This window comes from Terriglobus albidus, from assembly GCF_008000815.1.
Taxonomy (GTDB): domain Bacteria; phylum Acidobacteriota; class Terriglobia; order Terriglobales; family Acidobacteriaceae; genus Terriglobus; species Terriglobus albidus_A.
Genome location: NZ_CP042806.1, coordinates 1,746,868 through 1,771,066 on the forward strand (window position 1 = coordinate 1,746,868; position 24,199 = coordinate 1,771,066).

The window sequence follows — 24,199 nt, forward strand, 5'->3', positions numbered from 1 at the left end:
TCCTTCGCTATGCTCAGGATGACACCGTTTGATGAGAACTTCCGGAACACCACACTAGATCCGCCTATCACATTTAAGGGGCGTGATCGCGGACCCGATTCCGACATTTCCTCACCGCAACTTCCATTAAGATCAGTCGAGGACTATGGCTGAATCGAAGTTTCCCGCGCTGGCTCTTCCCCTGTTGCAACACATCTCCAACGAACTCAATGTTTCGCTGCGCAGCCTTGTGGCTGTGATCGAACTGCTGGATGACGGCGGTACAGTTCCGTTTATTGCCCGCTACCGTAAGGAGGCGACCGGAAACCTCGACGAAGTACAGATCCGTTCGATCGAAGAGCGCGTGACCTACTTCCGCGAGCTGGTTGCCCGCCGGGAGACGATCCTCGCTTCCATCGCGGAGCAAGGCAAGCTCACCGACGATCTCAAGGCTCGCATTGAGGCCGCGATGGACAAGAGCGAGCTCGAGGATCTCTATCTCCCGTACCGTCCGAAGCGCCGCACCAAGGCCACCATTGCGCGCGAAGCCGGGCTGGAGCCGCTGGCAGAGTATCTGTGGGCGCAGCAGCGTGGCGAGCAGGATCTCGTCACTCTCGCCGCCACTTTCGTCGATGCAGAGAAAGGTGTCGCCGATGTGGAAGCTGCATTGGAGGGCGCTCGTCACATCGTTGCCGAGCGCATCAGCGAAGACGCTGATCTGCGCAAGGAGCTGCGTCAGGTTCTGTTCGATGAAGGCATGATCGTTTCGCGGAAGGTGATGGAGCTTGAGGGCGATGCTCCGAAGGATCCGCAGGAAAAGTTCAAGATGTATTACGAGTACCGCGAGCCGGTGAAGACGATTCCGTCCCACCGTATGCTGGCGGTTCGCCGCGGTGAAGAAGAGGGCGTGCTCTACTTCCTGATCGAGAGCGATCAGGAACGCATTCTGGCATTGTTGCGGGCACGCGTCCTGCGCGACCAGGGAGATTGGACCTCGCACATGACGCTCGCGCTGGAAGATGCGTGGACGCGCCTGATGAAGTCATCGATCCAGAGCGAGATACGTCTGGAGCTGAAGCGCCGTTCCGACAAGGAAGCGATCGAGGTCTTCCGCGAGAATCTGCATCATCTGCTGCTGGCTCCTCCCGCAGGTCCGCTTGCCGTGCTGGGCATCGATCCAGGTCTGCGCACCGGATGCAAGCTTGCCGTGGTCGATGAGACCGGCAAGTTCCTGGCGCACGATGTGATGTATCCGCACACCGGCAAAGCCCAGGTGGAGCAGGCCAAGCAGAAGGTCGCAACGCTGCTGAAGGGGCACAACGTGCGTGCCATCGCCATCGGCAATGGAACCGCATCGCGTGAGACCGATCAGTTTGTGCGTGAGTTCCTGCGCGAGCATCATCTGAACACCGTCTTCTCGGTCACAGTAAGCGAGAGCGGAGCCAGCGTTTACTCCGCATCGGACATTGCGCGGCAAGAGTTTCCTGACCTCGATCTGACGGTGCGTGGAGCCATCTCGATTGCGCGCCGTCTACAGGATCCTCTCTCTGAGCTGGTGAAGGTTGATCCCAAGGCGATCGGCGTCGGTCAGTATCAGCACGATGTCGACCAGAAGGCGCTGCAGGAGTCGCTGGAGCATACGATTGAGAGCTGCGTGAACCGCGTGGGGGTTGATCTCAACACAGCCTCATGGACCCTGCTGCGTTATGTCTCCGGTATCAGCGAGCGTACGGCACAGAGCATCGTGAATCACCGCGATAACAACGGCAAGTTTGTCTCGCGCCAACAATTGCTGGAGGTTTCCGGCGTTGGACCGAAGACCTTCGAACAGGCCGCAGGCTTCCTTCGCATTCGTGGCGGTGTGAACCCGCTGGATTCGACGGCGGTGCACCCAGAGAGCTATCGAGTCGTCGAGCAGATTGCTTCTGCCATCGGAACGCCAATTGAAGATGTCATCAGGAATCCACAGTTGCTGGAGAAGGTTGATCGCTCCCGCCTCGATGCGGGATCCTTCACCTTGAATGACATTCTGGAAGAGCTGCGCAAGCCTGGACGCGATCCGCGTGAGAAGTTTGTCGCTCCCAGCTTTGCTGAAGGCGTGAACGAGTTGAGCGATCTGCAAGAGGGCATGGTGCTGGAAGGTGTCGTCACCAACGTCACCAAGTTCGGCGCGTTTGTCGATGTTGGTGTGCACCAGGATGGACTGGTTCACATCAGTGAGCTCTCGAACAAGTTCATCAAAGATCCGCATGAGGCGGTGAAGACCGGGCAGATTGTGAAGGTCAAGGTGCTGGGAGCAGACGAGAAGACACGCCGCATCTCGCTGTCGATCAAGCAGCTTGAGGCTCCTGCCGGACCGAAGGTGAAGAATGGAAGTGCTGCCCCCAGCGGAAACGGACCGAATCGGGCAGCCGGCGGAGCCAGGCCTCCTGCAGGGAAGCCGCGTTCCGCTGCTCCTTCGCCACCGCAGACGATGGAAGAGAAGCTTGCTGCCCTCGGCGGCAAGTGGAAGACGCGATAGAGCATTTCCCTGTAGGTGTCGTGTAGGCCTTCCGCATCTATGGGCGTTTTCCGCAATGAAAACGCCGCTGCACTCCTCTTCCGGGATACCCAGAAACAGGGAAAATGCTCTAAAAAGTTAGGCCCGGCGAAATTGCCGGGCCTTTTTTGCGGAGAGAAACCTTGTCTTAGACGTTCAGCACGCCGCCGGAGACGAGCAGCGTCTCACCGGTTACCCAGCGGGCATCGTCGGAAGCGAAGAAGGTGACTGTCGGAGCGATGTCTTCCGGCTGACCGATGCGGCCGAGAGGTGTCTTCGCAACCACGTCCTTTTCAATATCGGTACCCAGGAAGTCTGCTGTTCCCTCGGTTGCCACCAGGCCGGGGTTTACCGCGTTCACGCGAATCTTCTTCGGCGCAAGCTCCTTGGCGAGTGAGAAGGTAATGGTATCGACTGCACCCTTTGTTCCGGCGTAGATGGTCGCGTTCGCAAGACCGGTGCGGACGACAGAGCTGATATTCACGATGCTTCCACCCTCTGCGGGGAAGAGCGGCACGGCCGCCTGCGTCACCTGTAGCAGGCCCAGGACGTTGGTGCCGTATTGCTTCTGGAAATCTTCAGCGGTGACGGCTTCAATGGGAGCGAATCCGTAGATGCCCGCATTGTTGACCAGTACATCTACGCGGCCGAACTGCTGCTTCACATCAGCAAAGAGCTTCGTCACGTCGTCCTTGTTCTCAACACGGGCGCCGATGGCGACGGCTTTACCGCCAGCCTTGGTGATGTCATTGACGACCTTCTCCGCGCCCTCGCGGCTGCTGGCATAGTTCACCACTACCGTCGCGCCCTCTTTGGCGAGATCTTTCGCAATCGCCGCGCCAATGCCTTTGGAAGCTCCCGTCACCACTGCTACCTTGTTCGCCAGACGTCCCATGATCTTCTCCTTTAATCGTCCCGTCATCATTTCAACGTTTCGATAGTCGTCTAAATGGATGGCGGGTTTGGGAAGAACGATTCAACTCTTTTTTCAAGTCTGACGGCGGCGCGGTATGCTCATGAAAAATTTCCGGTATCAGGAGCACTTCATGCACATCGATCGCAGATCTGTGGTTGCCTCTCTATCTACTCTCGGGCTTGCTCTGCTGGGTCCGTTTGCGAAGGCGGAGGCAGCCTTGCGTAAGAAGATCTTCAGCGCGAACCCGCCATCGACGCAGCCGGCGGTTTATTCGCCCGCGGTCGCGTATGGGAATCTGTTGTTTCTTGCCGGGAAGAGTTCACGCAGCGCTGCGCCGGGAGAGATTCACGCCGATGCGAAGTGGGTCTTCGACGAGTTGGAGAAGGAGCTGAAGAATGCCGGCTCGTCCATGGAGAAGGTTTTGAAAGTGAATGTAGCGCTCAGCGATATCAAGGACTACGCGGCCCTGAACGAGATCTTTGCCGCACGCTTTCCGAAGGAGCCGCCGGTGCGGACGACGATTGTTGCTGCCAATCCGCGGGGGACGACGGTTGAGATCGATCTGGTTGCGTACATTTAGGTCGTCTGTCGTCGCCCTCACCGAACGTACTATTCAACCATTCAACCGAAACAGAAAAGCCACCTCATTAGGTGGCTTTTCTGTCTTCAACGATTCAACTAGCTTTTACTTCTTAGCCTTCTCGAAGCGCTTGTTGACCTCGTCCCAGTTGACGACGTTCCACCAGGCGGCCAGGTAGTCCGGGCGCTTGTTCTGGTACTTCAGGTAGTAGGCGTGCTCCCACACGTCGTTGCCCAGGATCGGAAACAGGCCGTCGGTGAGCGGTGAGTCCTGGTTGGGCTTAGTGACGATCTCGAGCTTGCCGCCCTTGTAGACCAGGAAGCCCCAGCCGGAGCCGAACTGCTTCGCGGTGGTCTCATTGAAGGTCTTCTTGAAGGTCTCAAAGTCGCCGAAGTCCTTCGTGATCTGGTCGGCGATGGCGCCGGTCGGAGCTCCGCCGCCGTTCGGCTTCATGATCTCCCAGAACATGGTGTGGTTGACATGGCCGCCACCGTTGTTGCGGACGACGGTATGGATGTCCTCCGGCACGCTCGCCAGACCGGCCACAAGCTCTTCCGGCGACTTTGAACCCAGCTCCGGATGCTTCTCGATGGCGCCATTCAGGTTCGTCACGTAGGTCTGGTGGTGCTTGTCATGGTGCAGCTTCATGGTCGCCTCATCGATATGGGGCTCCAGGCCGGCGTAGTCGTAGGGAAGAGGGGGTAGTTCGTATGCCACGTGAGATCTCCTGTCGGGTCGTTTCGGTTCAGGGTTAGGATGCGGCGATTGAGCACTGCGATGCGCAGTACGTCACGGACTCTGATGATATCGCAGCGAGCCGAAGGTCTGCTTCGAGACGAAGTCAGAGGCAGAGGCAACAATATGCCTCAGAAATAGTGCGACTCGCACGCAAACCGGTCGACATTTTTCCTTCATTTGCGGTTACCTGCGTTCCAATGGTTTTTAATCAGTAACAATGAACGCTCTCTCCGCTGCGTATCGCTGGCTGGACGACCAGGGCATGGCCTTTGGCGCGCCGGGTCTTGAACCTCGCTGGACCTCCTCAAAAAAAGACGCAGTCTGTACGGCATATGCCGCTTCGTCGCGAGTCTGGTTTACTGTCTCGCACGGCACGCTGAATGAGGTCTACTACCCCACCATCGATCGTCCACAGATCCGTGACATGGAGTTTCTGTTCACCGATGGTGAGACCTTCTTCCACGAAGAGAAGCGTGACTTTGAGTACGACTTCCATTATGTGGACCCGGACGCGCTTGCTGTCCGCGTCGTTGCCACCGATCTGCAGGGACGATACCGCGTCACGAAGGAGTTTCTCTGCGACCCGCACCACCCGGTGGTGCTGGTCCGCGTGAAGATTGACGGGGAAGAAGACCTGCTGCAGCGCCTGAAGTGTTATGCCCTGCTGGCGCCGCACGTTGAAGGTGGCGGCGCGGGGAACTCCGGTCGATCGATTGAAGTTGCCGGTCAGCGTGCCCTGATTGCGTGGAAGAACGGAACGTCGCTGTCGATGGGCGCTTCCTGCGGATTTACACGTTCGTCCTGTGGTTTCGTCGGCTCGTCAGACGGCTACCAGGATCTGATCCAGAACATGAAAATGGACTGGCAGTTCGGGCAGGCTCTGAATGGCAATATCGCTCTGATGGGCGAGATCGATGTCGCCCGCAACCGTGAGTTCACCGTGGCCATCGCCCTGGGAGAGGGCCATCACGCTGCTCTTGCCGGAATGATGCAGTCGCTCTCGACTCCTTACGAAGCGCATATGAAGCGCTTTATCGAGCAGTGGTATCGCGCTCCCGCTCCCGAATATTTGGCCGGAAAGTCTACCGATGGCGGCCGGCTGATGCGCATCAGCCACAACGTTGTGCTGGCGCACGAGGATAAGACCTACACCGGAGCGTTCATCGCTTCCGCATCCATTCCCTGGGGAGCGTCGAAGGGCGATGACGATCTGGGCGGCTACCACCTGGTCTGGACGCGCGATATGGTGCAGTCTGCCAGCGCGCTGCTGGCCTGTGGACGCGTCGATACGGCGCGCCGGGCGTTGGTATATCTGGCCTGCTCGCAGCGGCCCGACGGCAGCTTCCCGCAGAACTTCTGGATCGACGGAACTCCGTACTGGACCGGCATTCAGTTGGATGAAGTTGCGTTCCCCATCATCCTGGCGTGGCGTTTGTGGAAGCTTGGAGGACTGGGCGGCTTCGATGTCTTTCCGTTTGTCGAAAATGCCGCGGCCTTCCTTGTGCACTATGCTCCGGTGACGCAGCAGGAGCGCTGGGAAGAGAACGCCGGATACTCGCCATCGACACTGGCCGCGGTGATCAGCGGCCTTATCTGCGCCGCCGATATCGCGCGTGGTCATAAGGCGCCGGAGCTGGCGGAGTTCCTCGAAGTCTACGCCGACTGGATTGAGTCGCATCTGGAAGAGTGGACGACGACGACCAACGGTGTCCTGCATCCGGACGTGAGATATCACTACGTCCGTGTTGTTCCCCCCTATCCCGGAGATCCTTTCTACAATCAGGCGATCGGCGATGGACGCCTGAACCTGGCTAATCGCACTCCGGGGGAGCAGTACAACTTCGCTGCCAACGAGATTGTGGACGCCGGCTTCCTGGAGCTTGTGCGTTACGGTGTCCGCCGCGCGGATGATCCGTTGATCGTTAATTCGCTGAAGGTCATCGACAAGGTATTGCGTATCGATACCCCCTACGGCCCCTGCTGGCGGCGTTACAACCATGATGGCTACGGCCAGCAGAAGGATGGAGGCCCGTTCCTGCATTACGGACAGGGACGCGCCTGGCCTCTATTGACCGGCGAACGTGCGCACTATGAACTGGCGGCGGGCAAAGACGTGACCCCGTTCATTACCGCGCTGGAGCGCTTCTCCAGCTTCGGCGGCATGTTGCCGGAGCAGATTTGGGACTACCATGACCTTCCCGAAGAAGGGCTGTTCTTCGGCCGGTCCGCCGGCGCGGCGCAGCCGCTGGTGTGGGCGCACTCCGAATATCTGAAATTATTGCGTTCCTCAACTGACGGTCAGGTCTTCGATCGCATCTCATGTGTCGCCGAGCGTTATGCAGCGCCATGTGAGCAGCGCAGGGGCGGCTGCCAGATTGAGATCTTCAAGATCATCCGTCCGGTGCATACCGTCGGTGCAGGAAAGCGGCTCAGAATTGTGGATCGCGACCAATTCCAGGTGATCTGGACAACAGATGGTTGGACCACTCGTCAGGCCGCCGATTCAAAATCGGCGGGCTATCCGGGTTTCTTCGCTGAGATTGCAACCCAGTCAGGACAGCAGGGCCACATCGAATTCACCCTCTACTGGCCGCAGCAGCATCGGTGGCTCGGCTATAACTTCACGGTGCAAGTGGGCTGACCATTCAGGGGAGGTCGGCAGAGCCTGTACACTGGAAGTGAATAACGAAAACCCTTACCAACACGAGCGCACTAGGGCTTTTGCCTGGTGCCCGAGGAATACATGAGCGACCTGGTTCAGAAGTCCATCAATACCCTTCGTCTTCTCGCAGTCGATGCCGTGGAAAAGGCCAAGAGCGGCCATCCCGGCGCTCCGCTGGCGCTTTCGCCGCTGACCTACCTGCTGTACCACGATGTGATGAAGCACAATCCCGCGGACCACAAGTGGATCGATCGTGACCGCTTTGTGCTGTCGAACGGCCATGCCTCGGCGCTGCTGTATAGCGTGCTGCATCTCTCCGGGTACGACGTTCCGCTGGATCAGGTGAAGAGCTTCCGTCAGTGGCACTCCATCACTCCAGGTCACCCTGAGTACGGTGAGACCCCCGGCGTTGAAGTCACCACCGGTCCGCTGGGCCAGGGCCTTGCGATGTCCGTCGGTCTGGCGATCGCTGAGAAGCACATGGCTGCTCGTTTCAACCAGCCGGAGATGAAGATCGTCGATCATCACACCTATGTGATGTGCGGTGACGGCGACCTGATGGAAGGTATCTCGCACGAGGCCGCGTCGCTGGCCGGAACGCTGAAGCTGGGCAAGCTGATCGTCTTCTACGACGACAACCTGATCTCGCTGGACGGACCGACCGAGCTTTCGTTCACCGAAGATGTGACCAGGCGTTTTGAAGGCTATCACTGGCAGGTGTTGCACGTTGCCGACGGTAACGATCTGGACGCCCTTCGTAAGGCCATCAAGGAAGCTCAGGCAGAGACTGAAAAGCCGACCCTGGTGCGCGTGCGCACGGTCATCGGCTACGGCAGCCCGCACGCCGGCACCAGCAAGGTGCATGGCGAGGCTCTGGGTGCTGAGAACACGAAGAAGACCAAGGAAGCTCTCGGCTTCCCGCCGGAGGAGTCGTTCTACATTCCTGAGTGCGCCGCGGCCGACTGGGGCACCATCAAGCCCAAGGGCGAGCAGAGCCAGGAGGAGTGGAAGGCTCTCATCGCCAAGTACAAGGTCGCGCATCCTGACCTGGCCAATGAGTTCGAGCGCACCGTCAAGGGTGAGCTGGCTGCTGACTTCGCCAAGAACATCAAGCCCTTCTCGATTGAGAAGCCGGTGGCAACCCGCAACGCCGGCCAGGTTGTGATGCAGGCTCTGTACAACACGGTTCCTGAGCTGATCGGCGGCGCCGCCGACCTCACTGCCTCCACCAAGACCATCTTCAAGGAGTCGACCAACTTCCACATCGACCCGAACGGCCGCAACATCTTCTTCGGCGTTCGCGAGTTCGGTATGGCTGCTGCTGTCAATGGTATGGCCGCTCACGGCGGTCTGATCCCGTTCGGTTCGACCTTCTTCGTCTTCTCCGACTACATGCGCAACGCCATCCGTCTGGCGTCGTTGATGAGCACGCACTCGCTGTTCATCTTCACGCACGACTCGATCGGCCTGGGCGAAGACGGCCCGACCCACCAGCCGGTGGAGCAGCTCATGAGTCTTCGTGCCATTCCGCAGCTCACTGACTTCCGCCCGGCGGACGCCAATGAGACCGCCGAGTGCTGGAAGATCGCGCTGCAGCGCAAGTCGGCAAGCTTCATGGCTCTCTCGCGTCAGGACCTGCCGGTTCTGGATCCTGAGAAAGCCAAGGGCGCCAGCAAGGGTGCATATGTGCTGGAAGACGCCGCCGATGCGCAGATCGTGCTCATCGCGACCGGTTCGGAAATTTCGCTGGCGCTGAAGGCCCTGCCGGAGCTGAAGGCCGCGGGCATCTCGGCCAAGGTTGTCTCCATGCCGAGCTTCCGCCTCTTCGATGAGCAGGATGAGGCCTACAAGGCCAGTGTTCTGCCCGCAAACCTGCCCAAGCTGGCCATCGAAGCCGGCGCCACCATGGGCTGGTACAAGTACCTGGGCGGCAATGGCGCTGTGATCGGCATCGATCGGTTCGGCGCATCGGCCCCAGCGCCAATTGTCTTCGAGAAGTTGGGCTTCAACACAGCAAACATCGTTGAGCACGCAAAGAAGCTCACCGGTAAGTAAAAGAAGGAAGGGAAGGGCCTCCGGGAACGGAGGCCCTTTCGCAAGACAGGCAAACGGGCATTGCCTTCCGGCTGGTTCAGGTTTCTTTGAAGACCGCTGCGACCTCCGCCTGCTCCGGAATACAAACTGCGCCGCAAGCTCCGCCATTGTTCGGAATGGTGGATGGGTTCCTCAAAGAGGCCTCTTGAACCGTCCTGCAGACGCAGAGCATCGAACGTAACGATGGGTGCGACTGGAGATAATTCAAAAACGTCTTAATGGTTGTGAATTCTTCGTACTGGTTTTACGGAAACATATAAAAATAAAGCTACGTTAGGAGTCGAGATGGAAATCGGCCTCATTGGTCTGGGAAAGATGGGTGGCAACATGGCGGAGCGTCTTCGCCTTGCCGGCCATAAGGTAGTCGGATTCGACTTTAACCCACAGGCAACCGCTAAACTGACGGCGACCGGGTCGGTCGGCGTAAATTCACTGGAAGATCTGGTAGCGAATCTGACGACCGGAAAGCGCGCCATCTGGATCATGGTTCCGGCAGGCGATCCGGTAGACGAGACCGTTGCCAAACTGAAGCCGCTGATGAAGCAGGGCGACATCTTTATCGACGGTGGCAATTCGAACTACAAGGACACCATCCGCAGGCACGATGAGCTGAAGCCGCAGGGCTTCGATTTTGTGGATGTGGGCACCTCAGGCGGCGTTTGGGGGCTGCAGGAAGGCTACTCGCTGATGATCGGCGGCGATGAGGAGCCTGTGAAGTATCTCTCGCCTATCTTTGAGGCGCTCGCTCCGGCTGCGGATAAGGGTTGGGGGCATGTCGGACCTACCGGTTCCGGCCACTTCACCAAGATGGTGCACAACGGCATCGAGTACGGCATGATGCAGGCCTTTGCCGAGGGTTTTGCGATTCTGAAGGCCAAGGAGAGCCTGAATCTTGACCTGGCGCAGATCTCCGAGATCTGGCGTCATGGATCGGTCGTTCGCTCGTGGCTCCTCGACCTCACTGCAGAGGCGCTGAAGGAGAATCCGAACCTGGAAGGTCTGGCGGCGTACGTTCCGGACTCCGGCGAGGGCCGTTGGACGGTTTTCGAGGCGATCGATCTGAATATCTCGGCTCCGGTCATTACAGAAGCCCTGATTCGGCGCCTGCGTTCCCGTGAGGACAATAACTACACGGACCGTGCGCTCTCCATTATGCGCAATGCGTTCGGCGGCCATGCCGTCAAGAAGTCTTAACCTCGTTTAGCCTTGAAGTAGTAAGGAGCTGGTGTAAGCCCATGGCGACTGCCGAAGTAACTGTATCTCCCGCGACCGTGAATGAACAGCGCAACGAGCGCAAGCCTGACCCATGCATCGTGGTCATCTTTGGCGCGTCGGGCGACCTGACCAAACGTAAGCTGCTGCCGGCGCTGTTCCACCTGGAACAGGAAGGTCTTCTGCCGGAGGAGTTTGCGGTGGTGGGGGTAGCCCGCCGCGACCTGTCGGCCACCTTTGCGAAAGACATGCGTGATGGCATCCTCAAGGGCGGAGGTGTGGATGACGACGACCCGAAGCTGAAGGAATTCGTCGACCGCGTCCACTACTTCACCACAAACTTTGATGACGATCAGGGTTTCCAGAACCTGAACGCCACTCTCTCCGATCTCGATACCAGGTACGGCACCAAGGGCAACCGCCTGTTCTATCTGGCAGTGGCTCCTGAGTACTTCTCCGACATCATTCACCGGCTGGGCAAGCACAAGATGGCCAAGCCGGAGAGCGATGCCTGGGTACGGGTCATCATCGAAAAGCCCTTTGGCCATGACCTGCAGTCGGCGCGCGAGCTGAACGACGAGGTCAACCAGGTGCTGGACGAAGATCAGATCTTCCGTATCGATCACTACCTCGGTAAGGAGACGGTGCAGAACATCCTCGTCTTCCGCTTCGGCAATGGCATCTTCGAGCCGGTGTGGAACCGTACATACATCGACAACGTGCAGATCACCGCGGCGGAGTCGATCGGTATTGAAGGCCGCGGACCGTTCTATGAGAAGGCCGGCGCATCGCGCGACATTCTGCAGAACCACATGATGGAGGTTCTCAGCTACGTTGCGATGGAGCCACCCGACTCGTTCGAGGCTTCCACTATCCGTGTCGAGAAGTTGAAGGTATGGCGCGCAATCGAGCAGTTGAAGCTCGAGGACACCGTTCGCGGGCAGTACGGCCCAGGCACTGTCGACGGCCAGCAGGCGATCGGCTATCGCGAGGAAGACCGCGTCGATCCGAACTCGCAAACGGAGACCTTCGCCGCTCTGAAGCTCGAGATCGAGAACTGGCGCTGGGCGGGCGTTCCGTTCTATATCCGTGCCGGCAAGCGTCTGGCCAAGCGTGAGACCGAGGTGACTATCACCTTCAAGCAGCCGCCGCTGCATATCTTCAAGGGAACGACCAATGACTGCGGCACGCAGGTCACGCCGAACATCCTGACCATGCGTATCCAGCCGGATGAGGGTATCAGCCTGCGGTTCGGCGCCAAGGTTCCTGGACCGACGACCAACATCGCTCCGGTGACCATGAACTTCAAGTATGCCGATGCCTTCGGCAAGTCCACGGCCAACGGCTACGAGCGTCTGCTGCTCGACGCCATGCTGGGCGATGCGACGTTGTTTGCGCACCGCGATGGCGTGGAGGCAACCTGGGCGCTGTTCACTCCGCTGTTGGAGAAGTGGGCCGAGACTCCGGTTTCCGACTTCCCGAACTATGATGCCGGAAGCTGGGGACCTGAGGCCTCGAACGAGCTGCTGGCGCGCGACGGCCGCTGCTGGAAGAGCTGCTAACCACCTGAGTAGAAGGAACTGAATGGCTCGTACGACCCTGGTAACGTTGGATGTCTCGCCGGATGCGGCGGCTGTGGCAAAGAAGGCGGCAGAGCACTTCGCCGCAACAGTTAAGCAGGCGGTAGCGGCGCGCGGAATGGCGCGCGTCGCTATCTCCGGCGGATCGACTCCGAAACGCATGTTCGCGGTGCTCTCACAGGAGCCTTTTCTCAGCGATCTTCCCTGGGACAAGCTTCACCTCTACTGGGTGGATGAACGCTGCGTTCCACCGTCGGACCCTGAGTCCAACTACGGTGTGACCAAGGAGTTGCTGCTGGATAAGGTCCCGCTGCCGGCTTCTCAGGTCTACCGGATGGAAGGCGAGCTCGACCCTCATGAAGCGTCCTCGCGGTACGAGGCGCTGATCCGCAATACCTTCAAGCTGGAGGGAGCGGAGACTCCCGTCTTTGACCTGGTGCAGCTTGGGATGGGGGACGATGGTCATACCGCATCGCTGTTCCCGCATACCGAGGGCATCGACGAGCTGGGCCGCATTGCTTTTGCAAATCATGTGCCGCAGAAGAATACGTGGCGCATCACGCTCTCGTGGCCGGTGATCATCGCCGCTCGCGAGGTGGTTTTCCTGATCGAGGGCGCCGCCAAGACCGAGGTCTTGGCGCGTGTGCTGACCGGTCCGAAGGATCTGGAGACGCTGCCCTCGCAATTGATTCGGCCCGCAAATGGTAAGCTGCTCTTCTTGCTGGATACGGCCGCGGCAGCGAAACTGCCATCGCCGCATGGCGGCACCATGGAGTGGGTTGGATGATTCTTGCAGGCGACGTCGGCGGTACCAAAGCACATTTAGCGCTGTTTGATTTCACGAGTGGACGCTTGCATATGCTGCGCGAGCATAAGTTCGCGTCGCGCGACTTCACTTCTGTCGAGGATGTCGTGCAGGCATTCATCGCCCAGGACAGCACGGGCGACACGCACGGCATTACCGCAGCCTGCTTCGGCGCTCCAGGCCCCGTGATCGATCAGCGCATGGAGCCCACCAACCTGCCCTGGAAGCTGGATGCGCGCGTCATCTCACGCACCTGCGATATTCCGCATGTGCTGCTGTTGAACGACCTGGAAGCCAATGGGTACGGTATTCCCGAACTGGAGCCAAAGGACCTGGTCACGCTCTACCAGGGCGATCCATCGGCGGTGGGCAATGCCGGTCTGATCTCCGCCGGTACCGGGCTGGGAGAGGCACTGCTGGTCTGGAACGGAAAGCGGCATATTCCCGTAGCCAGCGAGGGCGGCCATACCGACTTCGCCGCCCGCACGCCGGATGAGATTGCACTGCTGCAGCATCTGACAAAGAAGCTGAACGGCCGTGTCAGCTACGAGCGCGTGATCTCCGGGCTGGGGCTGATCAACGTGTATGAGTTCTTCCGTGACATAAAGAAGATAGACGAGCCGCAGTGGCTGAAGGATCGCATGGCGAAAGAAGATCCGAACTTCGTGATCGGAACCTGTGGCGAAGACGGTTCGAGCGAGCTCTGCGCGGCGACCTTAAATCTGTTCGCGGGTGTCTACGGCGCGGAGGCCGGCAATATCGCGTTGAAGGTGCTGGCGCGTGGCGGTGTGTACCTGGGTGGTGGCATGTCGCCCAAGCTGCTGAAGACGCTGCAGAACGGAACATTCCGTAAGGCCTTTCTGGACAAGGGACGGCTCTCCCCGCTCCTCGAGACGATTACGGTGCGCGTGATTCTGAATCAGAGTTGTGCGCTCCTGGGAGCGGCGGCCTATGCGGAATCGCGTGCGGCGGAGTTCTCCGGGATGAGCGAGCGCGCGGCGTCGCGGAACCAATAGTTTTGGGAAGGTGGGTCCCTGCGGGATTATTGTTTTTCAACCCGCAGGGATCTGCTTCTCTACAGTTTGGGTAGAGGGGCGGATTTCTCCGCTGCGCTCCAAAATGACAAGAATGGGTGGTTGCTCGGCCTTTTATAAGGTGTCCCGATACTGAATCAGCCGAAAAGTTTTTTGTTTGTCATCCCGTAGGGATCTGCTTTTTGCTCAACGGTGCGCACCGCTCTAGAATGAGAACCCATGGCGCGCGAGTACGTCTTTGATGTCTATATCCTCGCGAGCCGCTCCCGCACACTTTACATCGGTATGACGAACGGTATCGGCCGCCGGCAACGGCAGCATGCCATGAAGCAGCCTGGGTCCTTTACAAGCCGATATAACATCTACCGGCTTGTCTACTACGAGCGGCACCAGTATGTGCTCAACGCGATTGCTCGGGAGAAGGAACTCAAAACCTGGAGCCGACAGAGGAAGATTGAGCTGATTGAGAGGGAAAATCCTGCCTGGGTTGACCTGTCAGAGGCCTTTTATCGGAATTACAAAGGGGAGCGGATAACGTAAGGGGTCTGTGCTCCAGATAGGGGTTTGGTAGAGAAACGGATTTCTCCGCTACGCTCCGAAATGACAAAGGATCGTTGCAGCTGACAAGTGAGCTGCCCGGGAGTCTGGGTAGAGAAGCAGATCCCTTCGGGATGACAAACAAAAAGACTTCTCGACCAATTCAGCAGTCGGGACACCTTAGGCTATGTAAGTAGCCCATAATTTTGTCATTTCGGAGCGTAGCGGAGAAATCTGCTTCTCTACCAAACACTGAAAATCTTCCAGAAGCGCGAAAATTCCCAACAAGCGCAAAAATCCCCACAAAAAGCCGCGCCCGACTGAATAGGCGAGCGAAACCTGCCGATCTTTAGTATCGTCAACTCATTTAACAGATGCGATTTTGGCTTTCCCTCTTTGTTGCAGCACTTTCTCTCATCACCTCCGCACAGGCCCAGCGTCTCCCGTCGAACGTCCGTCCAACGCATTACGCGTTGGCCATTACGCCTGACCTGAAGGCCGCGACCTTTGCGGGCGAGGAGAACATAGATCTCACGCTGGATGCTCCCGCGACAGAGATCACGCTGAATGCTGCGGAAATCACATTTACGTCCGTACGCGCCGCCGGGCAGGTTGCTGGGGTGTCTCTGGACGATGCGAAAGAACAGGCGACGTTTACTTTCGAGCATGCCCTGCCCGCCGGGCCGGTTACGTTGCGGATCCGGTATACGGGCATCCTCAACGATAAGCTTCGCGGCTTTTATCTTTCGAAGACGCAGCAGCGCAGCTATGGTGTAACCCAGTTCGAACCTACCGATGCGCGGCGTGCCTTTCCCAGCTTTGACGAGCCGGCGATGAAGGCGACTTTTGATATCGAACTGGTGCTCGACGAGGGTGATACCGCGATCTCGAATACGCAGATCGTCAGCGATACCCAGTTCGGCAGTGAGAAGCATCGTGTGAAGTTTGCGACGACGCCAAGGATGTCCACGTACCTGGTGGCGTTTCTGGTTGGCGAGTTCGCATGTTCTACCGGGAGGGCAGACGGTGTGCCCATCCGTGCGTGCTCCACGCCCGACAAGGTGAAGTACACGAAGTATGCGGTGGATGCGGCTCAGTACATCCTGCACTACTACAACCAGTACTTCGGCATTCCGTATCCGATGCCAAAGCTCGACATGGTCGCGCTGCCGGACTTCGAAGCGGGCGCCATGGAGAACTTCGGCTGCATCACCTATCGCGAGACCGATCTCCTGGTGGACTCAAAGAACGGCTCCGTGCCGGCGAAGAAGAATGTTGCCGAGGTGGTCGCGCATGAGATGGCGCACCAATGGTTTGGTGACATGGTGACCATGCAGTGGTGGGACAACCTGTGGCTCAACGAAGGCTTCGCCACCTGGATGGAGAAGAAGCCGCTGGCGGCGTGGCATCCGGAGTGGAACATGCAGCAGGAGCGCGCGGCCGAGCTGAACGAGACACTCAACTATGATTCAGACTCCGCGACACGGCCCATCCGTGCTACGGCGAATACTCCCGATGAAATCAACGAGATGTTCGATGGCATCGCCTACGGCAAAGCTGGCGCTGTCCTCGCCATGGTGGAGCACTACGTTGGTCCCGAGGTCTTTCGCCAGGGAGTTCACAACTATCTGGCCGCGCATCTCTATGGCAATGCCACTGCGGAAGACTTCTGGACGGCACAGACAGAGGTGAGCCACCAGCCGGTCGATCGCATCATGGAGAGCTTCATCAACCAGCCTGGCGTTCCGCTGCTACGTTTTACCGACAAGGCAATGGATGCACCGCGGAGCCGCTTCTATCTCTCTCCACTGACGATGCGTGCGGCGCTGGCGGAGCAGGTTCAGAGGTGGGACGTTCCGACTTGCCTGAAAGGTGTCGCCGCCGATCTCTGTCGTGTGATGGAGCCGGATGGCGCGAATAACACAATCCCGTCGCCGTTCTTCTTCGCAAACTCCGGAGCTACCGGCTACTATCGCGCGACTTATTCGCAGCAGCAGTACAGCAGCATTCTGCAATTACTGGAGACGCGCTTCTCTCCGGCGGAGCGAATGTTGTTCCTGGGAGAGCGTGAGGCTTTGATGCGGGCGGGGCTGATCCAGCTGAGTGATTACCTGAACCTGCTGCGCATGGTGAAGAAAGATGACAGTGCTGCGGTTCTGGAGACGGCCGCCGGCGGCATCTTGGGTGTCGATGCCCGCATTGTCTCGGACGAGGATCGCGCACGGCTACAGGCCTGGATCTGCATGCAGTATCGTCCGGTCTACGATGCGCTGGGCAAACCATCGAAGCACGACAGCTTTGAGAAACAGAGCCTGCGGGCCACGCTCTTTGGTCTGCTGGGCTTTGCCGGTGACAAAGAGATCATTGCCGAGGCAAACGGTTTCATGGATCAGCTCTTCCGTGGCAAGCTCTCGATCGATCCAGCGATGACCGGCACCGCACTGGCCATCGCAGCACGTAACGGAGATCCATCGCTCTACGAGAAGATACGGAAGGCCTCGCAGATCGTGAGAGATCCAGGCTTGAAGACTGACTTTCTGCACACGCTGGCTCGCTTCACGAATCCGGCGCTGGTGGAGGCGACGTTGAAGTACGCCATCTCCGGCGAGGTGCGGACGCAGGATAGCTGGGTGCTATTAGCGATTCTGCTCTCGCGTCCGGAGACGCATGCACAGACGTGGGCTTTCATTCAGGAGAACTGGAAGCAGGTGCAGGCGACGCTGACAGAGAGCTCCGGTGCACGCATCGTTTCAGCTGTCGGGAGTTTCTGCACCCAGGATGAGCGCACGCAGGTGGAGCACTTCTTCGCCGAGCATAAGGTCGACGCCTCTGAACGCACGCTGAAGAAATCGCTGGAGTCGATCGATGCATGCATCGCCCTGCGCAAGAGTCAGCAGAGCGAGCTGTCGCGGTGGCTGGGAACAAATGCAAATTGAATAAGTGAATGATTGAATCATTGAAGAATGCCGCTCCGCTCCAATAGCGCAATCGTTATTCACTTATTCAATCATTCATTGATTCAATTGAGCTCAGCGTCAGCGGTTCCAATGCGTCCTGTCGCGGCCATACGCAATGTGAAGCGGACGCGCACAGCTTTGTCGTTGCGTTTCATGTGGTAACGCAGATTGAGTGGGCGCACCAGAGGACCGGTGGGTGGAACATCGCTTCCGGCTGAGATCTTCATGCTGCGAGCGTCACGGTCAATCTCTTTGCCTTTCTTGTCGAACTGCGTACACATCAGGATGAGTTCAGCGTGACGCGGCTCTGTATCGGTGGCATAGTTCCAGGCGACACCGCGTGCATCCACGTGTAGCAGGTACGTGTTGGACTCGGTCGAATCTTTTTCCAGCGTCACAGGAATGCCGTCGTAGACCATCTGGCTGTTTTCTGCAGCCACAAGGTCTGAGACCAGTCGGCGCGAGGGATTGGTAGGATCGACGCGGCCCGGACCGTAGGAGAGGTAGTAGCCCTCGCGGGTGAGGACCTTTGCTCCCGGATAGTTGACGGTGACCACGATCTTGCGGAACTTCTGCATGTCACGCGAGCTATCGGTCGGCCGGTAGGTGAGGGTATAGAAGGTCGCGCCGTCTTTGATGGCGGTGCCAATCTCGGTGTCGACATCATTGCGGCCATAGAGCGCGGCCCCACCGGTTGCCTTTGCCAGAGCGGAGAACTGGTAGTTGCCGCCCAGCGGATCGTTGAACGCAGCGGCGTTGCCATACTTGCCGGGATCTACCATCACACCTGCCGGATCGATGGTGTAGAGAGTGATCCGCGCATCTCGTAGTGTGTTGACCGCGTCCTGGATCGCGTTATCCACGCGGTGCTGCTGATCGACCGGGGCATTGACGAAGTTGAAGGGCGGGAAGCCACGGCCGACCCAGATCATATTCTTGTGGCCGAAGTGACCGGTGGTGGCTTGCGCGACGCGGCGCAGGGTGATGAAGGCGGTAGCGTAACGTTCGCCGATCCAGGAGTAGTTGTGTGTCTGCCATGGATACGCGACGAAGTGTTTATCCAGGGACTGCAGGATAGCCTGCTTATCCTGGGTGTAGTCCTTCAACACGGTGAAGTGCTGTAAATCGACCGCGAGCAGCATCGTGGGAACTTCGAGCTTGTCCGGCTGCTTCTCCAGGAACTTCTTTAGCGAGTAGCGCGCGAAGGCCATGTCTTCAAAGCGCGTATTGAACTCGTCGAGAACGATGATGTTCACAGGCGCGCGCGGCGTCAGCTTATCAAGCTCACCGGTCGAGTTAATGGTGACGGAGGGCGGCGGAATGGTCGCGCCTGCCTGCTCGAAGTTCAGCACCGTCTGCGGTTCGCCCATCTCGGAGACAGAAAAGTCTTCCTTTTTCAGGCCCGGGATGGGGTTGCCTTTGCCGTCGACAACGACAGCGTCGAGAATCACCAGGCGTGCATTGCGCTGAATGGTATAGGCGCCGTTCTGCTGCTGGGCAGTGACCGGACTTTGCTGCGAAGACGGCGACTGTCCAGCGGCAGATGGCTGGGGCGCCGGTTGTTGCGTGGATGGAGTCTGTTCCTGAGTGGGTTGGGTGTTGGTACCGGAGGGCTCCTGCCCAACGGAGATCGTCGCCGCTGTTGCCAGAACAGCAGCCCAAAGCATCGGTCGCATCGGTGTCACCTCTGTCGTGTGTTGCCGAGTGCCGCCAGGGGAACAGCGGCATCCTGAAGATGACACGAAAGCTGGGAAGAGGTTGCGATCTGATATGGAGATAGCGATTAATGCCGGCTATGTGTTTGAAACCATGACTTCTTCTTGAGAAGTGGTGGAGGACACCGGCGCAGAGGATTGAAAGAGCCACTGCTGCACGCCGATAGCCGCCAGTGCTCCCAGCACCTGAGCAACGATGAAGGGAAGAACATCGGCCGGACGGATTGAGGCGAAGGTGTCGGTCAGGCAGCGGGCAAGCGTTACTGCGGGGTTGGCAAAGGATGTCGATGAAGTGAACCAGTACGCGGCGGTGATGTATGCGCCGACGGCATAGGGAACTGCTGCCGGGCGGACGCGAGAGCAGCTGAGCACGACCATCAGAAGACCGAAGGTGGCTACGAACTCCGAGAGCAGTAATGCTGGTCCACTGCGGATATGGGTTCCGTGCTGCAGCAGAGACTGGCCGAAGATGGCATGCGCCAGAACAACGCCACAGCAGGCGCCTGCGGCCTGTGCGAGGACGTAGAGTGCAGCCTCTCTGCGTGGCAGTGAGCGATCGAGGACCGCTGCCATGGTGACGACCGGATTCATGTGAGACGAGAGATCGCCAAAGGTGAGGATCAGGGCAACCAGACCTGCGCCTGTAGCCAATGAGTTGGCGAGGAGCGCTATCGCCTCATTGCCCTGATCCAGCCTCTGACCCATGATTCCGGAGCCGACAACAACGGCCAGCAGAAGAGTGATACTGAGAAATTCTGAAACGGCGCGGCGGCCGAGAGTTGTGTTCACAAAGAACCTGCTTCGGATAGAGCTTCAGGTGTAATGGTCTTCAGGTCGAGCAGACGGTGGATGCGCCGATCGAGCGTGTCGAAGGCTTCCACATAAGCGTGCGCAATAGCCTCTTCACCGCCTTCTACTGCTGCGGGATCGGGAAGACCCCAGTGCGCGGTTGCGGGATGGCCGGGCCAGAAGGGACAGGGCTCCGCTGCAGCGTTGTCGCAAACGGTGAGAATGATGTCCATCTGCGGCCCGCCGGGCTGTGCGAACTCGTCCCAGCTCTTGCTGCGCAGACCCTTGGTGGCGATGCCTTCCTTCCGGAGCTGGCGTAGCGCGCCCTCGCGCACCAGGCCGGCCGGCTGGCTGCCGGCGCTGAAGGCGCGGAAACGGCCCGCTCCACGATGGTTCAAAAGCGCCTCGGCAAGGATGGAGCGCGCAGAGTTTCCTGTGCACAGAAAGAGAACGTTGATCATGCGTGTACTTCCGTTGGTTTGGTGGCACGCACGAAGGCGCTGACAAATTTGTCTTCCACCTGCGAGGCGATGGAGTCCACATCGACACCGGCTTCGGTGAGGAAGTGGCGAGCGTCTTCGATGCGATAGACGCGTGTGATTTCGAGGTCGATGCCGGTGAAGCCTGCAGCGGCGAGCTTCCCGCGATACTCCTGCTCTTCCAGAGCTCCGGCGATGCAGCCTACCCAGAGCAGCATGCTCTGCCGGATCTCATCAGGGACGTGTCCACGAACGACAACGTCGCTGACAGCAAGGCGGCCGCCGGGTTTGAGCACGCGGAAGGCCTCGCGCAATACACGGTCCTTATCGCTGGAGAGATTGATCACGCAGTTGGAGATGATGACGTCTACGCTCGCGTCAGGAAGTGGAATCGCTTCAATGTGGCCCTTCAGGAACTCGACATTCGTGACGCCTGCCTTCTGCTGATTCTCGCGGGCGAGCTCCAGCATCTCGTCTGTCATGTCGAGGCCATAGGCTTTGCCGGTGGGGCCGACGCGTTGCGCTGAAAGCAATACATCAATACCTCCACCCGAACCGAGATCAAGGACGGTCTCACCCGGTCGGAGGTCGATCAATGCCGTGGGATTGCCGCAGCCGAGGGAAGCCAGGACGGCCTTTTCCGGCAGAATGCCGTGCTGGTCGGAGCTGTAGAGGTTGCGGGTGATAGGGTCGCAGCACTGCATCAGCGGATCACAGCACGCGGGCTCATTTTGCTTAACGGCACGCGCAAGCGCGCCGTACTTGTCCTTCACGGCAGAGGTGGTATCCATCGGTTCCTCCCTACATATCTGCTTAAGCAGATGTATCTGGTTTGGACATATCTGTCAAGGCGGATATAATGAATTTGGCATGACGGCGAGAGGCAGAACGGAGCAACTGGCGCAGATCTTTACCGCGCTCTCTGACCCGACGCGTCTGCGCATCCTTAATCTTCTGAACGGGCGTGAGGTTTGCGTCTGCTATTTCGTTGAGATTCTCAACGAGCCGCAACCGAAGATCTCGCGGCATCTGGCGTATCTGCGAAGTGCGGGCATGGTGGCGACTCGCAAAGAGGGTAAGTGGGTGCACTACAGCATCGCCTGGCCTGAAGAGAAGGATCTTCGGAAAGCGCTAAGCGCGGCCCTGCGGGCGTTGGAAGATGACAGGAAGATGCAGGCGGACCTGCGGCATCTGGAGATGGCCTGTTGCTCTCCGCAGAAGTTTGTCACGCTGGAAGGTGCGCCGGTTCCGGCGCGTGCCGTGGAGTAAAGGCAAAACAATTCGCGCTTTGCGCGAACTCCCAGGTCCCAGAAACGGGACCCGGGGCACCCGGTACATCAATTCGTCATGCGGTATGGGGCCTCTATATTTCGAGGCGGGGGACAGTGACGCCGAGTTGGTCGGCGATAGCGGTTACGACGATTTCATGATCTTCCGGCTGCGTCAGGCCGCTGAGGACGATGGCTCCCAGGCATCCTGAGCCGCGGAGGGTAAGAGGGAATCCGCCTCCGTGCGCGGCGTACTCGGCGAGCGTGAGTCCCTGGCGCACTTCAAGGGTCGTGTTCTGTCTGGCCAGTTCCTTGCCGACGCGGAAGCTGGACTTAGCAAAGCGGACGACGGTGTTGCGCTTGCGGCGCACCCAATCTTCGTTGCCCGGAGCGACGTTGGGCGTCGCGGCGTAGAAGAGAGTCTGACCGCCCATCCAGATGCCGAAAGCGGTAGGACGGCTGTCTTTCACGACCAGGGTGCGCAGGCGGCTGCCCAGCTCCCAGGCTGTGTCGGCGTTGAAGGTGGAGAACTGCAGAGCGGCTTCCTGCTCGGTAATGATCCGGATCTCGTCGTCGAGTGTCATAGCTTCCTATAAAGTTATCTCGTGCCCGACAGTGTAACGACCCTCAGCCCTGGGATTTCCAGTGTGGCTGCCCCCGCTCCCGCTTCCAGCCCGGTGCGCCCTTCCAGTCCCGTGCGCCGCTGGCTGCCTGCCATCGCCATGCTGCTGCTGTCGTTTATCTCCTATGTCGACCGCAGCGTGTTGTCGATCCTGTCGCCGACCATTCTTGCCGACCTGCATCTCTCAGCGCAGCAGTACGGCGAGGCGATCCTGGTCTTCTCGCTCTGCTACATGGCGGCAAACCCCATCTGGGGATGGGTGATGGACCGCAGGGGCCTGTTCTGGACCTGCTTTGCGGCCGTTGGTCTGTGGTCGCTGGCTTCGGGAAGCCATGCCATGATGACCGGCCTGCTGACGATGAGCGTTTTCCGCGGCGTGCTTGGATTCGGTGAGGGAGCGACTTTCCCGGCGGGCCTGAAGACGGTGAGTGAAACACTTCCGGCAGAACAGCGGTCGTTCGGCCTGGCTCTGGCCTACAGCGGAGGCTCCCTTGGCGCGGCGCTGACGCCGCTGATCGTTACGCCGCTGGCAATCCATTACGGCTGGCGCGCTGCATTTGTCTTTACCGCCGTCGTCGGAGCGTTGTGGCTGGTGCTGTGGCTCGGCCTGCGTATCGCCGGAATCTATCCGCCGAAGCATGTACAGCCGGTGGAGGAGGCGGGTAGGCTCGTCGCCCGCTGGAACCGCGATCTCTTTGCTACGGCGGCAATTTATGGCCTTGGAGCGGCTCCCCTGGCCTTCGGACTGTATGCGACGCCCTTGTACCTTTCGAGGGTGCTCCACGTCTCGCAGGCGTCTTTGGGGCACATGCTGTGGGTACCTCCGGCGGGCTGGGAGGTGGGCTACCTGGTCTTCGGCCGGCTGAGCGACCTGCGTCGCCGCCGGACCACCTCGCGGCCGTTCGGTGTCTTTCTCTTCCTGATGGTGGCCAGCTTCCTGATCACGGTGGTGCCGATGTTTACCTCGGTGCCGGTAGTGTTGACGCTCTTCTTCCTGGAGATGTTCTTTGCCGGAGGCTTTGTAGTCTTTGCTCTGGCAGATGGCGCCAGCGTGCAACCGAAGCAGAATGCGGCCTTTCTGGCCGGATTTTCGATCTCGAGCTGGGCGCTGCTGACGGGGTTGTTGCTGCCCTGGCTGGGCCGTCTGTTCGATCAGAAACACTACTCGGCGACCTTGTGGATTGTGAGCCTGTGCCCGCCGGTGGGTGTGGCGCTGTGGCGGTTGCTACGGCGGGCTGAGGTGCATCAGTAGGGCGCTTATACGGTTAGGGTAGAGAAGCAGATTTCTCCGCTACTCTTCACCCCAGCTAGCAAAGCTGGCCGGGGACCTGAGCGTTACGAAACGACAAACAAACTGCGGTTCGCGCTTTCGCGCGAATACCCAGGTCCCAGAAACGGGACCCGGGGCACCCGCGTACGGGCATCAGGCCACTTTTCCACCCAAATGACCCCTTTTCCGAAGGCGGAACAGGCGTAATCTCAGCCGAGTGCGGTGTTAACCGGACTGTAAACTTCGCTTCTGGCGTGGCTTTTTGAGGACTTCCACAGCGAATTTGGGCTGATTTTGAGCCTCGGCCTGTTTCGGGCCGCGATTCGCGGGGTATTCACAAAGCAACTACAATAGATTGTATAAGCCGGTTGACATGCCCTACAGACAGCGTTACTTTCACAACTGCTTCCTCTTCAGGGGCCC

At 59.0% G+C, this 24,199-nt stretch carries 19 protein-coding genes; 12 read left to right on the forward strand and 7 right to left on the reverse strand.

The window, feature by feature from the left end; translation table 11 throughout:
* The first annotated feature begins 145 nt into the window (after positions 1-145).
* Positions 146-2,500: a Tex family protein gene (locus tag FTW19_RS07040; RefSeq protein ID WP_147646959.1), complete on the forward strand. Its 2,355-nt coding sequence runs from the start codon at positions 146-148 to the stop codon at positions 2,498-2,500.
* 166 nt (positions 2,501-2,666) lie between these two features.
* On the opposite strand, the gene FTW19_RS07045 is transcribed toward FTW19_RS07040, so the two are convergent.
* On the reverse strand, positions 2,667-3,413 hold the full coding sequence (locus FTW19_RS07045; RefSeq protein WP_147646960.1) for an SDR family NAD(P)-dependent oxidoreductase: 747 nt from the start codon (positions 3,411-3,413) through the stop codon (positions 2,667-2,669).
* A 151-nt stretch (positions 3,414-3,564) separates the two neighbouring features.
* Between FTW19_RS07045 and FTW19_RS07050 the strand changes: the two genes are divergently transcribed.
* Positions 3,565-4,014: a RidA family protein gene (locus tag FTW19_RS07050; RefSeq protein WP_147646961.1), complete on the forward strand. Its 450-nt coding sequence runs from the start codon at positions 3,565-3,567 to the stop codon at positions 4,012-4,014.
* 105 nt (positions 4,015-4,119) lie between these two features.
* On the opposite strand, the gene FTW19_RS07055 is transcribed toward FTW19_RS07050, so the two are convergent.
* Entirely contained in the window at positions 4,120-4,731 is a 612-nt protein-coding gene (locus FTW19_RS07055) for a superoxide dismutase (RefSeq protein WP_147646962.1), read from the reverse strand.
* 238 nt (positions 4,732-4,969) lie between these two features.
* Here FTW19_RS07055 and FTW19_RS07060 point away from each other — a divergent pair, with 238 nt between their 5' ends.
* From FTW19_RS07060 to FTW19_RS07095, 8 genes are all read left to right on the forward strand, one after another.
* The gene (locus tag FTW19_RS07060) at positions 4,970-7,393 is read left to right on the forward strand and encodes a glycoside hydrolase family 15 protein (protein ID WP_147646963.1); all 2,424 of its coding nucleotides are present in this window, start codon (positions 4,970-4,972) and stop codon (positions 7,391-7,393) included.
* A gap of 102 nt (positions 7,394-7,495) precedes the next feature.
* A complete protein-coding gene (gene tkt / locus FTW19_RS07065; protein ID WP_147646964.1) occupies positions 7,496-9,469 on the forward strand; it encodes a transketolase in 1,974 nt (657 codons plus the stop codon).
* A gap of 324 nt (positions 9,470-9,793) precedes the next feature.
* A complete protein-coding gene (gene gnd, locus FTW19_RS07070; protein WP_147646965.1) occupies positions 9,794-10,702 on the forward strand; it encodes a phosphogluconate dehydrogenase (NAD(+)-dependent, decarboxylating) in 909 nt (302 codons plus the stop codon).
* Between the two features lie 41 nt (positions 10,703-10,743).
* Positions 10,744-12,282: a glucose-6-phosphate dehydrogenase gene (zwf, locus tag FTW19_RS07075; RefSeq protein WP_147646966.1), complete on the forward strand. Its 1,539-nt coding sequence runs from the start codon at positions 10,744-10,746 to the stop codon at positions 12,280-12,282.
* 22 nt (positions 12,283-12,304) lie between these two features.
* Entirely contained in the window at positions 12,305-13,087 is a 783-nt protein-coding gene (gene pgl / locus FTW19_RS07080; protein WP_147646967.1) for a 6-phosphogluconolactonase, read from the forward strand.
* Positions 13,084-14,121 carry a glucokinase gene (glk, locus tag FTW19_RS07085; protein WP_147646968.1) on the forward strand — a complete coding sequence of 346 codons (1,038 nt, stop codon included), beginning with the start codon at positions 13,084-13,086 and terminating at the stop codon, positions 14,119-14,121. The genes pgl and glk overlap by 4 nt, the downstream gene beginning before the upstream one ends.
* A 237-nt stretch (positions 14,122-14,358) precedes the next feature.
* A complete protein-coding gene (locus FTW19_RS07090; protein ID WP_147646969.1) occupies positions 14,359-14,679 on the forward strand; it encodes a GIY-YIG nuclease family protein in 321 nt (106 codons plus the stop codon).
* A 371-nt stretch (positions 14,680-15,050) separates the two neighbouring features.
* Positions 15,051-17,612, forward strand: a complete 2,562-nt coding sequence (locus tag FTW19_RS07095; protein ID WP_147646970.1) for a M1 family metallopeptidase — start codon at positions 15,051-15,053, stop codon at positions 17,610-17,612.
* 83 nt (positions 17,613-17,695) lie between these two features.
* Here FTW19_RS07095 and FTW19_RS07100 read toward each other — a convergent pair whose 3' ends face one another.
* The 4 genes from FTW19_RS07100 to FTW19_RS07115 all read right to left on the reverse strand — a co-directional run bounded on the left by FTW19_RS07100 (position 17,696) and on the right by FTW19_RS07115 (position 21,407).
* Positions 17,696-19,309 carry a VWA domain-containing protein gene (locus tag FTW19_RS07100; RefSeq protein WP_147646971.1) on the reverse strand — a complete coding sequence of 538 codons (1,614 nt, stop codon included), beginning with the start codon at positions 19,307-19,309 and terminating at the stop codon, positions 17,696-17,698.
* 117 nt (positions 19,310-19,426) lie between these two features.
* On the reverse strand, positions 19,427-20,137 hold the full coding sequence (locus FTW19_RS07105; RefSeq protein ID WP_147646972.1) for an aquaporin: 711 nt from the start codon (positions 20,135-20,137) through the stop codon (positions 19,427-19,429).
* Positions 20,134-20,598, reverse strand: a complete 465-nt coding sequence (locus FTW19_RS07110; protein WP_147646973.1) for an arsenate reductase ArsC — start codon at positions 20,596-20,598, stop codon at positions 20,134-20,136. The genes FTW19_RS07105 and FTW19_RS07110 overlap by 4 nt, the downstream gene beginning before the upstream one ends.
* Complete coding sequence (locus FTW19_RS07115) at positions 20,595-21,407, reverse strand: arsenite methyltransferase (RefSeq protein WP_147646974.1); 813 nt, start codon at positions 21,405-21,407, stop codon at positions 20,595-20,597. Before FTW19_RS07115 ends, FTW19_RS07110 begins: the two co-directional genes overlap by 4 nt.
* 79 nt (positions 21,408-21,486) lie before the next feature.
* Here FTW19_RS07115 and FTW19_RS07120 point away from each other — a divergent pair, with 79 nt between their 5' ends.
* Positions 21,487-21,885 (forward strand): ArsR/SmtB family transcription factor, encoded by a 399-nt coding sequence (locus tag FTW19_RS07120; protein WP_147646975.1) that lies wholly within the window; start codon positions 21,487-21,489, stop codon positions 21,883-21,885.
* A gap of 94 nt (positions 21,886-21,979) precedes the next feature.
* Here FTW19_RS07120 and FTW19_RS07125 read toward each other — a convergent pair whose 3' ends face one another.
* Positions 21,980-22,468, reverse strand: coding sequence for a heme-degrading domain-containing protein (locus FTW19_RS07125; RefSeq protein ID WP_147646976.1), 489 nt, complete (start codon positions 22,466-22,468; stop codon positions 21,980-21,982).
* A 63-nt stretch (positions 22,469-22,531) separates the two neighbouring features.
* Here FTW19_RS07125 and FTW19_RS07130 point away from each other — a divergent pair, with 63 nt between their 5' ends.
* Positions 22,532-23,758 carry an MFS transporter gene (locus FTW19_RS07130; protein ID WP_147646977.1) on the forward strand — a complete coding sequence of 409 codons (1,227 nt, stop codon included), beginning with the start codon at positions 22,532-22,534 and terminating at the stop codon, positions 23,756-23,758.
* Positions 23,759-24,199: the final 441 nt, after the last annotated feature.